At 54.4% G+C, this 12,384-nt stretch carries 9 protein-coding genes; 4 read left to right on the forward strand and 5 right to left on the reverse strand.

Going from position 1 to position 12,384, the window contains the following annotated elements:
• Window positions 1-2 precede the first annotated feature (2 nt).
• Complete coding sequence (locus CA264_RS05370) at window positions 3-1,238, reverse strand: asparagine synthetase B (RefSeq protein ID WP_119570474.1); 1,236 nt, start codon at window positions 1,236-1,238, stop codon at window positions 3-5.
• A 164-nt stretch (window positions 1,239-1,402) separates the two neighbouring features.
• Between CA264_RS05370 and CA264_RS05375 the strand changes: the two genes are divergently transcribed.
• Window positions 1,403-2,647 (forward strand): ABC transporter permease, encoded by a 1,245-nt coding sequence (locus CA264_RS05375; protein ID WP_025605251.1) that lies wholly within the window; start codon window positions 1,403-1,405, stop codon window positions 2,645-2,647.
• Window positions 2,648-2,882: 235 nt separating this feature from the next.
• Here CA264_RS05375 and CA264_RS05380 read toward each other — a convergent pair whose 3' ends face one another.
• The 3 genes from CA264_RS05380 to CA264_RS05390 all read right to left on the reverse strand — a co-directional run bounded on the left by CA264_RS05380 (window position 2,883) and on the right by CA264_RS05390 (window position 6,885).
• The gene (locus CA264_RS05380; RefSeq protein ID WP_237151179.1) at window positions 2,883-3,494 is read right to left on the reverse strand and encodes an OmpH/Skp family outer membrane protein; all 612 of its coding nucleotides are present in this window, start codon (window positions 3,492-3,494) and stop codon (window positions 2,883-2,885) included.
• A gap of 68 nt (window positions 3,495-3,562) precedes the next feature.
• Window positions 3,563-4,882, reverse strand: a complete 1,320-nt coding sequence (gene mtaB / locus CA264_RS05385) for a tRNA (N(6)-L-threonylcarbamoyladenosine(37)-C(2))-methylthiotransferase MtaB (protein ID WP_025605255.1) — start codon at window positions 4,880-4,882, stop codon at window positions 3,563-3,565.
• A 161-nt stretch (window positions 4,883-5,043) separates the two neighbouring features.
• Window positions 5,044-6,885 carry an LTA synthase family protein gene (locus tag CA264_RS05390; RefSeq protein WP_157593648.1) on the reverse strand — a complete coding sequence of 614 codons (1,842 nt, stop codon included), beginning with the start codon at window positions 6,883-6,885 and terminating at the stop codon, window positions 5,044-5,046.
• A 267-nt stretch (window positions 6,886-7,152) separates the two neighbouring features.
• On the opposite strand from CA264_RS05390, the gene CA264_RS05395 reads away from it, so the two are divergent.
• Window positions 7,153-9,342: a glutamine synthetase III family protein gene (locus CA264_RS05395; RefSeq protein ID WP_025605259.1), complete on the forward strand. Its 2,190-nt coding sequence runs from the start codon at window positions 7,153-7,155 to the stop codon at window positions 9,340-9,342.
• An 82-nt stretch (window positions 9,343-9,424) separates the two neighbouring features.
• On the opposite strand, the gene CA264_RS05400 is transcribed toward CA264_RS05395, so the two are convergent.
• Window positions 9,425-9,793: a hypothetical protein gene (locus CA264_RS05400; RefSeq protein ID WP_025605261.1), complete on the reverse strand. Its 369-nt coding sequence runs from the start codon at window positions 9,791-9,793 to the stop codon at window positions 9,425-9,427.
• Between the two features lie 300 nt (window positions 9,794-10,093).
• Here CA264_RS05400 and ispG point away from each other — a divergent pair, with 300 nt between their 5' ends.
• Complete coding sequence (gene ispG / locus CA264_RS05405; protein WP_025605263.1) at window positions 10,094-12,067, forward strand: (E)-4-hydroxy-3-methylbut-2-enyl-diphosphate synthase; 1,974 nt, start codon at window positions 10,094-10,096, stop codon at window positions 12,065-12,067.
• A gap of 149 nt (window positions 12,068-12,216) precedes the next feature.
• Window positions 12,217-12,384 carry a DUF6728 family protein gene (locus tag CA264_RS21775; RefSeq protein ID WP_162912058.1) on the forward strand — a complete coding sequence of 56 codons (168 nt, stop codon included), beginning with the start codon at window positions 12,217-12,219 and terminating at the stop codon, window positions 12,382-12,384.

The following is a 12,384-nucleotide window of genomic DNA, read 5'->3' on the forward strand; positions in this document are numbered from 1 at the left end:
CCCTAGGTTTTCTGTTTTTTCTTCTTGGCCGCCGGGAAAAGAATGTTGTTAAGTATAAGCCTGTAGCCGGGGGAATTCGGGTGAAGCGCCAGGTCAGTGGGGTCTTCGCCGACAAGGTGCTGATAGTCCTCCGGGTCGTGGCCGCTGTAGAAGGTCCAGGTGCCGCGCCCGTAGGTGCCGTGCATGTAGCGTATCTCGCCCAGCTCCTTATTCTCGCCCATGACCACTACCTCTGGCTTTACCAGGCCCTTCCGGAAAGCCGTCGTCTGCCCCATAAAGCCTTTGATGGTCTTGACGTGGTTTTGCGTGAGCATAGTCGGGATAGGGTCCCACTTGGCGGAGAAGGTAAACAGCTGAAAGTAGTCGTTCGCCTCCGACACAGGGCGCTCCTGCGGCTGCACATCAATGTTTGAGTACTCATACTCCAGCGGGTTGCGCGATATTGTAAAGTCCCGGAAGGCAAAGGTCTTGCCGTAGTCGAGCTGTTGCTGTGCGTTTGGGTCAGCGGCGTCGCCGTCAAACATCGCCTCTACAATATCCAGGCCTTCTGCGGCCAGGGCAATATCATAGGTGTCGGTGGCCGAGCACATGGCAAACAGGAAGCCGCCGCCGGCAGTAAAGTCTTTGATCTGGTTCACTACCGCCAGCTTTAGCTGCGAGACCTTCTTAAAGCCGAGCTCTGAGGCAGACTCCTCTGCCTCGCGCTGCTGCTCCTGGTACCAGGGGTAATGGCGGTAGCTGGCGTAGAACTTGCCGTATTGGCCGGTAAAGTCTTCGTGGTGCAGGTGCAGCCAGTCATACTTCGGGAGCTCACCCTGGATAATCTCTTTGTCATAGATCACGTCGTAGGGGATCTCCGCGTAGGTGAGCACGAGCGTCACGGCGTCGTCCCAGGGCATTTTAGATTTCGGAGAGTATACCGCTACTTTGGGCACCTTCTCCAGCTTCATGATATCCATATTCGCCTCCGGGTCGCTTATCTCGGTCAGGATGCCGTTGTACTGCGCATCTGAGATAACAGTGTAGCTCACGCCCCGCACGATCAGTTCGTTCTCGAGCTGCGGCAGGTGGTTAAAGGCAAAGCTGCCGCCACGGTAGTTCAGCAGCCAGTCGACGGGTACGTTCTTGCCCAGCACCCAGTAGGCAGCGCCATAGGACTTCAGGTGGTCTTTCTGTGCCTCGTCCATCGGGATCAGAATTGTGCTGGCCCAGGCGGGCACTTGCAGCAACAGCAACATAAGGAGGAGCGCGGTGGTACGGAAAAACATCAGGTTTGTCTTTAAAATGTCATCAAACGTATAAAAGTGGTTCATTTTTCAGAAAATGCCACTATCTTAGAAGCATAGCTGTCGATTTTTATTCTTAACGTAAAAGATAACAAAAGCGCACATCTTTCCAACAGATGAACCTACTCGAAAATATACGGGAGGGCCTCAGGGCCATCCGAAGCAACCTGCTCCGCACCATCCTGACCGGCCTGATTATCTCCATCGGCATCATGTCTTTGGTGGGAATCCTGACGGCGGTGGACAGCATGAAGTACTCCCTTACCCAGACCTTCTCTAACCTCGGGGCCAACGCTTTCGACATCCGGCGCAAAGGCATGAACAACCGCGGCAGCCGGGAGGGGCGTGTGGAGAAAGTGTACCCGCAAATTGACTACAACCAGGCCCGGCAGTACAAGGAGGTGATGAAGGATGAGGCCCGCGTCAGCCTTTCTGCCTTTATATCCGGGGCCACCATCGTGAAAAGCGAGTCGGAGAAGACCAATCCGAACATTAGCGTGGTGGCGGCTGATGAGGACTACATGCTCAACAACAACCTGAACCTGGCCAAAGGGCGCGACTTCTCGACGTTTGAGCAGGAGCAGGGCACCAACGTGGCCATCATCGGGGATGAGCTGGCAACAACGCTTTTCAAGAACAAGGACGCTATTGGCGAGTACATCACCTTTCTGGGCCGCCGCTTTAAAGTAGTGGGGCAGATGGAAAAAGCCGGCAGCAGCATGGGGGGCAGCAGCGACCGCCGCGTGCTGATACCGCTGGAGACAGGGCGTCAGATTCCAAGAACCGGTAATGCGGAACTTAACTTTGATATTAAAACGGCCATTTTCCGGGCCAATGAGCTGAACTACGTGATGGGAGAGGCGACCGGCAAGATGCGCAACATCCGCCAGGATGCGCTGGGCCAGGAAGACTCCTTTGAGATTCGCCGCTCCGACTCCCTGGTGCAGAGCCTGGATGAGATATCAGGCTACCTGAAATGGGGTGGCGGGGTAATCGGTTTCATTACGCTGCTGGGTGCCTCGGTAGGTTTGATGAACATTATGATGGTGTCGGTGAACGAGCGCACCCGCGAGATCGGGGTTCGGAAAGCCTTGGGGGCAACCGCTCACCAGATCCGGCAGCAGTTCCTGATCGAGGCCATCGTGATCTGCATCCTCGGTGGTCTGCTCGGTATTCTGCTGGGAGTACTGATGGGGAACGGGATCGCCTTGCTGATTGCGGACGGTGCCGGCTTCTTTGTGCCGTGGCTGTGGGTGTTTGTCGGCCTGACGATTTGCGTGCTCGTTGGCGTGATCTCCGGGTACTACCCGGCCTTCAAGGCCTCTAAGCTGGACCCGATCGAGTCGCTGCGCTACGAGTAGCAAGTTGTAAGCCTTTAAAACAGCAAAGCCCGCTGCAAGTATTGCAGCGGGCTTTGCTGTTTTAAAGGGCCGGTTCGGTTTTGTAACTGTTCTTTAGGTTTGTCGGCGGCGCAGGCTAAGTATAAAAATCTGCGTTGTATGTGTGCCTGTATGTGGCGGAGGCTGTACATCGAAAACAGCAAGGCCCGCAACCGTTAAGCTGCGGGCCTTGCCGTGTTTATACTTGTTCAGAAGCTTACTTCTTTTCTTCTTTCTTCTCTGTTGCTGTTTCGGCCTTCTCAGACTCGTAGGTTTTGTTCAGGGCTGCAACTACCTGCTCAGTGATATCAAGGGTAGAGTCACCGTACAGGATCGCGCTGTTGCCACGCTGGTAAGTCAGCACCATTTTGTAGCCTTCCTCATTGCTCAGCTGCTTCAGGTACTCTTCCACGCGGTCGTAGATCTTCTTCATCTCCTCAGACTCTTCCGATACCAGCTCGTTGCCGGAGCTCTGCTGAAGCGCCTGCAGTTGCTGCTGCTTCTGCATCAGGCGCTGCTGTGTGCTTTCTGCCTGCTGCTGCGACATGCCGGCGGCGTTCTGCTGAAAGCGCTGCACTTCTTTCTGGAAAGACTCGGCCTGGGCACGCAGGTCTTTCTCTTTCTGCTCTGCCTTTGTCTGCAGGCGGTCGCGCACGTCTTTAAAGTAGTCGTAGTTGGCCAGCAGCGAGTCAGAGTTCACGTAAACTATATCCGGCGAACCTGCAGCGGTTTCAACGTTGGCGGCTGTGTTGTTGTTCGGGGTTTGGTTGCAAGCTACCAGCATGGCGGAGGCTGCGGCCAAACCTAATGTCATCTTTAAAACTTTCACGCTTTATCTAATTATGGTTAGTTGGAAGATTTAGCAGCTTAAATATAAGTGTATTCTAATGCAAAATCCTAATGCTTGAGCAGCTCCTGGTAAGTTTCTTCGGCTTCCATCAGGCCGTTGGCGTCTAAGTTTGTCAGCCGCACGTGTTTTGTCTCGTTTACCAGCACAGGGTCATACTTGGCCACCACGCGCACGTAGTTTTCCGTCCAGCCTTCCATCTGCCCGTCTTTCACGTCATCCTCGAAGAGCACGGTAAACTCACGGCCGATGTTCTGCTCGTAGAAATGGCGCTTTTTCTTCTCTGACAGGATGCGGAGCATGTCGGCGCGGCGGTTGCGGTCTTTTATACTTACCTTGCCCGCCATGTCCGGGGCCAGCGTGTTTTCGCGCTCAGAGTATGGGAAAACGTGCAGGTAGCTCACATCCAGCTCGTTTATAAAGTTGTAGGTCTCCAGGAAGTCTTCTTCGGTCTCGCCCGGGAAGCCCACAATCACATCCACGCCAATGCAGCAGTGCGGCATCAGCGATTTTATTTTGGCCACGCGGTCAGCGTACAGCTCGCGCTGGTAGCGGCGGCGCATCAGCTTCAGTATTTTGTTCGACCCGGACTGCAGCGGTACGTGGAAGTGCGGCATAAAACGCTCACTTGTGGCTACGTACTCTATAATCTCATCCTTTAAGAGGTTAGGCTCAATGGAGGAGATGCGGAAGCGCTCGATGCCCTCCACCTTGTCCAGCGCCTGCACCAACTCGTGAAACGACTCCACGCGCTTGCCCTCCTGCAGGCCGAAGTCACCGGTGTTCACCCCTGTCAGCACGATCTCTTTCACGCCCGATTCGGCAATTTCGTTGGCAGACCTAACCACATTGGCTATGCTGTCGGAGCGGCTGTTGCCGCGTGCCAGCGGAATGGTGCAGAAGGTGCAGGAGTAGTCGCAGCCGTCCTGTACTTTCAGGAAGGTACGGGTGCGGTCGCCGAAGGAGTAGGAGTTGTGGAAGGTGTTGGCCTCTGAAATCGGGCTGGCGTACACCTGCGCCGACTCTTTCTTTTCGAAGGTCTCCAGGATGTCCACCAACTGAAATTTCTCGGCGGCACCCAGCACGGCGTCCACCCCCGGAATCTCAGAGATTTCCTTTGGCTTCAGCTGGGCATAGCAGCCCACAATGGTGATGAAGGCGTTGGGCGAATGCTTCTGGGCCTCCTTCACAATCTTCCGGCATTTCTTGTCTGCGTTATCCGTTACAGAGCACGTATTGATGACGTAGATATCCGGTGTATCGGTAAACTCCACCTTCTCAAACCCGCGCTCCTGGAAAATACGCCCGATGGTGCTGGTTTCGGAGTAGTTAAGCTTACATCCTAAGGTATAAAAAGCTACTTTTTTCATAATCAGGGGGCAAAGGTACGAAATTTAATCGTGATTGAGTGAATGTGGTGTTGCGGGATTAAAAGATTAAGCCTTAGGTGCTTAATGCGTTTCAGAAAAGCCTGCTGCCCGTTTTCTTCCTGAAACGCCGGTAGCACGCACAACCGGCCACCGCAGCACGTTTACTTCTTAACGAAATCCTCAAAGGAATACTCCATGTAGGCCTTGCCGTTTTGTACTTGCTCCTCGGAGACAGCGCCCTCCGTAAGAATGGCTTTCTGTGCCACGTTGTCAAAAGCCAGTGTGCCTGATGGGGTTATATAGCCAAAGCCGTCGTTAAATACATAGAACGCAAAAGGAGAGGAGGTTGGTGCCAGCAGGTTGCGGCTCCACTTAAAGTCTGAGTGGGGCAGCCGGAGCTGGGCCAGCAGCGTTGCGGCAATGTCTGTCTGGCTGCCCAAACCTGTTTCCTGCATGCCGCCTTTGGCCAGTGCGCCGCCCGTAAGTATAAACGGTATTCTGTACTTGCGCGGCACATGGTTGGGGTCGCCTCCCGGCAGCGGATGCCCGTGGTCTGCGGCAATCACAACGAGGGTGTTATCCCACCAGGCCTGTTGCTTGGCTTCCGCTATAAATTTACCCAGCGCCCAGTCCGTATAGTATACGCTGTTGCGGAACTTCGCCTCCTCGTCTGTGCCCGGAAACTTGGTCGGGATCGGTATTTCGAAGGGTTCATGGCTGCTCAAAGTATAAACCGTGCTAAAGAAAGGCTGCTCTTCCTGCTTCAGGTCCTGCAGCACGCGCTCGAACAGCACATGGTCGTGTGCCCCCCACTTGGAGTTATAGGTGCTCGGGTCAAAGTCATACTTGTCGATCAGCCTATCGTAGCCGCCGTTGCGCAGAAACGATTTGATGTTGGCAAATTCCAGCTCCCCGCCATAATAGTAGCTGGTGCTGTAGCCCTGCTGCTCAAACACCTGGCTCAGCTGCGGCAGCTTTTCCGTTTTTTGGGGGTATTTGATAATAGAGGTCGTGGTCTGCACGGGGTAGCCACTCAGCAAGGCTACCATGCCTTTTTCGCTGCGGTCGCCGGCGGCATAGATGTTTGTGAAATTAACGCCCTCCCTGGCCAGCCTGTCGAGGTTCGGCGTTACGCCCCGCTCGCCGCCCAGGCTCTCAATAAACTTGGCGGTGTAGCTCTCCAGGATGATGAACAGGACATTCGGCCGTTCCGTGCGCAGCAGGTGCTGCGACGAATCTACGGAAGCGGCTGCGTAAAGCTGCTGCACCCGCTCTTTCGCTTCCTGTTCGGGCATGTACTGGTAAGGGTTGTGCGACGATTTTTCATACTTGAGCAGCGCGTGCATCAGGTTCCAGGGCATGTTCAGGCCCGCATGGTTTGCAAACGGTTTGTCAGAGAAGTACACCACGCTTTGGTTGATGGGAATCTGCTGCCATCCGCCGCGCAGTGGCAGCACCAGCAGGGCCGCGTACAGCAAGGCTAGGCCGCTTGCCGCCCAGCGGTTGAAGTACTGCTTAAAGTGCCTCAGGTCAAAGGCCCGGCGGTACAGAAAGGTAAACGCCACGGCAATAGCCAGGGTCACGAGGAAGAGCAGGAACAAGGGGGCACCTGCGGTAGAGGCGGCCATTTCGGCCGGGGAGGTGATGTACTGCAGGGGAGAGGCATCCAGCCGGAAGCCCCAGTGGCTGTAAAGCTCCAGGTCTACCGAAAGTAGGGCAGACAGCAGGGCCAGTAACCCGATAGTATAATATCGTACGGCTGTGGCCGCCTGTAGCCGCTGCCACACCAGGGAGAGCAGCGCCAGCAGGAAAGGAAGTATACTAATGTAGGCGGCAAAGGAAGCGTCCAGCCGCAGACCGTAGAGGAACGTGTTCAGAACCTCACCGGAGGTAAGGTCAGCACTTTGTTCCAGGTGATATATCAAAAAGATAGCTCGGGCTACTATAAAGTACAGCATCCAGAACAGGAAGTACAGGGGTTGAAATAAAATGCGTTTTTTCACGGCGCAAATATAAACTATAAGTCAGCCTTCGGTAACAGTTTCTTACCTGATATGGTTTCCTTGTAAAAACCAGGAGGGTGTTCTTTGTGCAGGGTGTTTTGAGGCTTTTTGGTGCAAGTATTGCAAAAGGGGTGTAATTAAACGGGGGGTGTTTGTGGTGTGTGATGTTGGTTTTTGAAAATACCCCTTAAAAATTACAGGCTGTTTGTTAGGAGGTGTGATTTTATCTTTATCTTTGTCAAGACAAAACCCAACCCTCATAACCCAATGGCAATTTTAAGATTCAAAGCGCTGGAGCTAGCTAGCCAGCGTAAACCAGGAGAGGTCGTACTGCCTTCTCACAAGATTTCAGATTACTTCGGCGAAAACGTGTTTAGCAAGGCTGCGCTGCGCTCCACCATGTCGTCTGAGAACTACAAGCGCCTGCTGCGCACCATCGAATCGGGCGAGAAAGTGGACCGTGACCTGGCGGATGCCGTGGCTGCTGCCATGAAGACGTGGGCCATGAGCAAAGGCGCCACGCATTACACGCACTGGTTCCAGCCCCTGACGGGTGCCACAGCCGAGAAGCACGACTCCTTTTTTGACCTTTCCGGTGACGGCGAGGCGATCGAGAGCTTCAAAGGCAGCGCCCTGGTGCAGCAGGAGCCCGATGCTTCCTCCTTCCCGAGCGGCGGTATCCGCAACACGTTTGAGGCCCGTGGCTACAGCGCCTGGGATCCGTCTTCTCCGGCTTTCCTGATTGAGAACGCCGGCACCAAAACGCTTTGTATCCCGACTATCTTCGTGTCTTACACCGGTGAGGCACTGGACTATAAAACACCACTTCTGAAGTCGCTGAAGCTGCTGAACGACGCCGCTGTGCCGGTTTGCCAGTACTTCGATAAAGAGGTGAACAAGGTAAGCACAACGCTCGGTATTGAGCAGGAGTATTTCCTGGTAGACAAAGCCTTGTACGAGGCGCGTCCTGACTTAGTGATTTCCGGTCGTACGCTGTTTGGCCACTCACCTGCCAAAGGGCAGCAGCTGGAGGACCACTACTTCGGAAGCATACCGGGCCGCGTGCACGCCTTTATGGTTGATTTCGAGAAAACCGCCCTGCGCCTGGGTATTCCGCTCAGAACGCGCCACAACGAGGTGGCCCCGAACCAGTTTGAGTGCGCGCCTACCTTCGAGGACGCCAACCTGGCGGTAGACCACAACCAGCTGCTCATGGATATCATGGACCGCGTGGCAGAGCGCCACAACTTTAAAGTGCTGCTGCACGAGAAGCCGTTTAAAGGCGTAAACGGCAGCGGTAAACACAATAACTGGGCCATGAGCACCAACACCGGGGTTAACCTGCTGGGGCCGGGCAAGAAGCCGAAGGAGAACCTGCAGTTCCTGACCTTCTTCATCAACACCATTATGGCTGTGCACAAGCATGCTGACCTGCTGCGCGCTTCTATCGCCTCTGCCAGCAACGACCACCGCCTGGGAGCGAACGAAGCCCCTCCGGCCATTGTGTCCGTGTTTATCGGGCAGCAACTGACGGCAGTGCTGGACGAGTTTGAGCGCACCTCGAAAGTGCCGATGGAGAAAGGCGACAACATGTACCTGAAGCTGGGCATCGACCGCATTCCGGAAGTGCTGCGCGACAACACCGACCGCAACCGTACTTCTCCGTTTGCCTTTACAGGTAATAAGTTTGAGTTCCGTGCGGTGGGTTCTTCCGCCAACACCTCGTCTCCCATGACGGTGTTGAACACCATTGTGGCAGACCAGCTGCAGGAGTACCGTAAGTCTGTGGATGAGCTGATCGAGAGCGGCATGAAAAAAGAGCTCGCGATCATCCAGATTCTGCGTGAGTACGTGGCCGCTTCTAAAGCAATCCGCTTTGAGGGCAACGGCTACTCCAAGGAGTGGGAAGAGGAAGCGGAGCGCCGCGGGCTGTCAAACATCAAGTCCACACCGCGTGCCCTGGATGTATATGAGCGTGAGGAAGTGAAAGAAGTGTTCACTAAGCACGGCATCTTTACAGAGGTGGAGCTGGAGGCGCGCCATGAGATTCTGCTGGAGGAGTACATCAAAAAGATCCAGATCGAATCGCGCGTGATGGGCGACCTGGCAGTGAACCACGTGATTCCGACAGCCATTGATTACCAGAACAAGCTGATCCAGAACATCCGCGGCCTGAAGGACCTGGGGCTGGAGGATGAGTACACGCAGAGCACGATCGAGGCGATCAAGAAAATGTCGCAGCACATCTCCACCATTCAGAAGAATGTGAACAAGATGATCGATGCGCGCAAGATTGCCAACAAAATCGAGAACGCACGTGAGCGCGCCATTGCCTATAACGAGGAGGTCTTCAACTACTTTGATACAATCCGTTACAGCGTAGATAAGCTGGAACTGATGGTGGACGATGAGGACTGGCCACTGGTGAAGTACCGTGAGCTCCTGTTCCGCCACTAAGCGCCATTTATTTTTATTAGGTTGATAAGCAAGGGCACCTGTACAGGGTGCCTTTGCTGTTTTCTGGCGGGAACGATCTTGCTTACAGGCGCTTGGCCTTGCGTACCATTTCACCGGTAAGCTTGGCAAGTATGAGCGGCAGCAGCATGAGAACGATAGAGGCCGCGAAGACTTTCTTTACATCCAGGTACCACATTAGCTTGCCGGTAACCAGCCTTTGCAGCTCTTTCAGGAGGAATTTCCCGGAAGGCGTCAGAGGCTTTCCCTTCAGGATCTCTTGCACCTCGTGCCATTTTCCGCGCGCCAGCTGCCGGCGCAGGTACTCCAGCACGGTGTCGTGAAGTATAAAGTAAGCCTGGTGTAGCTGCCCCTTTTGCTGCCTGGACCAGCATGGGAGGTGCTGCAGCTTCGCTAGGGTGGCCTGCGGTATGAACTGGTGCATGTAAATCATATGTTACGGGGTTGTAAATTTATTCTACGAAAAATCCATAATAAGGTGCAGGGTGTTCGGCTAAAACACTTAAAAACAGTTGTTTCACATCTGAAGGAGCCCCGGAGCATTGGGAGAAGTGTTGCCGGGGCTGTACTGCCGGAATGCGGTAGCGAGGAAGTGTAGGTACAAGCCTTTTGCCCCTGACCCCGAATTGACGCATGGATGCAGGATGTTGCGCAGAAATTTGCGTATTTTGCCCTTTGAACAAAGCAGTCGCTACTTTAGTTAAAGAGTCACATGGAATGTCAACTTGATCACATGAATAAGTCTTATAGCCCAAGCCTGGTGGAGTACAAGCGTCGTAAAACGCGTGTTGTAAACATCGGAGGTGTGCCAGTGGGCGGTGATAACCCCATCCGGGTACAGTCGATGACGACGGTGGATACGATGGATACCATGGGCTCCGTAGAGCAGTGCATCCGCATGATCGAAGCAGGCTGCGAATACATACGGATTACCGCGCCAAGTATAAAAGAGGCCGAAAACCTCCAGAATATAAAGGAGGAGCTGCACAAGCAGGGATACAGCGTACCGCTTATTGCCGACATCCACTTTACACCGAACGCTGCCGAGGTGGCAGCCCGTATTGTGGAGAAGGTGCGGGTGAACCCGGGGAACTATGCCGATAAAAAGAAGTTCCAGGTGATTGAGTACGACGATGTTTCCTACCAGGCAGAGCTCGACCGCATTCGCGAGCGCTTTGTGCCGCTGGTGCGCATCTGCCAGGAGCATGGCACCGCCATGCGCATCGGCACGAACCATGGCTCCCTGTCTGACCGCATCCTGAGCCGCTACGGCGACACGCCGCTGGGTATGGTGGAGAGTGCGCTGGAGTTTATCCGTATCTGCGAGGCAGAGGGGTACTATGATATTGTGATCTCCATGAAAGCCTCCAATACGCAGGTGATGGTGCAGGCTTACCGCCTGTTGGTGCAGAAGTTGGAGGAAGAGGGCTTGCAGCCCTACCCGCTGCACCTGGGCGTTACCGAGGCGGGTGAGGCAGAAGACGGCCGCATCAAGTCAGCGGTGGGCATCGGCACGCTGCTGGAGGATGGCCTGGGCGATACCGTACGCGTGTCGCTGACGGAGGCGCCGGAGGCTGAGGCCCCTGTTGCACAGGCACTGATTGACAGGTATACCCACCGCGCAGCGAAAGCGCAACCGATAAAGCCGATCTGCAACGTACCGATTGATCCTTTCCAATACCACCGCCGCGAGGCAGTGGAAGTGGAGAACCTCGGCGGTCTGAACGTTCCGCGCGTTATAGCTGACCTAAGCCGGTTAACTGATATCAAGTATGCTGACCTGAAGTGCGTTGGCCACCTATACTCCATGTTGCTGGATAAGTTTAACATGAACGACCTGGGTGCCGACTACATCTATACCGGCGACTCGCCGATCAGCTTTATGCTGCCGAACGGCCTGAAGGAGATTGTGAACTACAGCGCGTGGCAGCAGGCTGAGCAGCGCGAGAACCGACACCCCTTGATACCTGCTTATGTGTATGTGCAGGAGGGGGAGCTGCACCCGGCGCTCAACTTTATACTTGCCGCCATCAACGACCTTACTCCTGAGCTGTTGGACAGGCTAAAGCGGGATAAAACGGCAGTGCTGATGCTGCACACGCAAAACGAGCACGCCATGCCGGAGCTGCGCAAGTGCTTTTTCAGGCTGATGAACAATGGCGTGCAAAACCCTTGTGTCATCAAGCGTGCCTATGGCGAGCTGACGCCCGACCAGATGCAATTGTACGCTGCTACAGACGTAGGAGGCCTTTTGATAGACGGTTTGGGAGATGGCGTGATGCTGGGAACGGAGCTGCTGCCGCGCCAGGAGAAGCCGGAGGAGCTGCAGACCATCGACAGGCTCAACAGCCTGAGCTTTGGTATTCTGCAGGCCGCCCGCACGCGCATGAGCAAAACGGAGTACATCAGCTGCCCAAGCTGCGGCCGCACACTGTTCGACCTGCAGGAGACCACCGCCATGATCCGCAAGCGCACCGATCACCTGAAAGGGGTGAAGATCGGCATTATGGGCTGCATTGTGAACGGCCCGGGCGAAATGGCTGACGCTGACTATGGCTACGTGGGCGTCGGTAAAGACAAAATTGCGCTGTACCGCGGGCAGACTGTGATTAAGAAGTCTGTGCCCGCCGACCGTGCCGTGGATGAGCTGATTGAGCTGATCCGGGAGGATGATAAGTGGATAGAGCCTGTTGCGCTGGAGGAATAGGCCTTATGGCATTAGGCATGTCCTTTGTTTTGCTATTATCATTTAAACAGTAAATCTTTTCGTAGCAATTGCTGTTATAGTAAAAGTATGGCAGGTGCAGTTTTGGCGCACGTTGCTGACTTATATTTTGATAACTTAACCTAACCTATATGAAGAAGGGAATGTTTGACATGTCGGAGGTAGCAACGTACTTTTTCCGCAAAAAAGACCCCAGGCGCAAGACGAACTTTAACCTGCGCACCATGCACACCATCAATAAAATATCAATGTTGATGTTCCTGGCTGGCGTCATCTATTTTATCGCCACGCACATCTAA

The organism is Pontibacter actiniarum (genome assembly GCF_003585765.1).
Lineage (GTDB): Bacteria > Bacteroidota > Bacteroidia > Cytophagales > Hymenobacteraceae > Pontibacter > Pontibacter actiniarum.

Bases quoted from the DNA above. Each gene is read 5' to 3' on its own strand.
- CA264_RS05400 (WP_025605261.1), bottom strand. From the start codon at position 9,793: ATGATTTACATGCACCAGTTCATACCGCAGGCCACCCTAGCGAAGCTG.
- CA264_RS21775 (WP_162912058.1), top strand. From the start codon at position 12,217: ATGAAGAAGGGAATGTTTGACATGTCGGAGGTAGCAACGTACTTTTTC.
- CA264_RS05375 (WP_025605251.1), top strand. From the start codon at position 1,403: ATGAACCTACTCGAAAATATACGGGAGGGCCTCAGGGCCATCCGAAGC.
- mtaB (WP_025605255.1), bottom strand. From the start codon at position 4,882: ATGAAAAAAGTAGCTTTTTATACCTTAGGATGTAAGCTTAACTACTCC.
- ispG (WP_025605263.1), top strand. From the start codon at position 10,094: ATGAATAAGTCTTATAGCCCAAGCCTGGTGGAGTACAAGCGTCGTAAA.
- CA264_RS05370 (WP_119570474.1), bottom strand. From the start codon at position 1,238: ATGTTGCTGTTGCTGCAAGTGCCCGCCTGGGCCAGCACAATTCTGATC.
- CA264_RS05395 (WP_025605259.1), top strand. From the start codon at position 7,153: ATGGCAATTTTAAGATTCAAAGCGCTGGAGCTAGCTAGCCAGCGTAAA.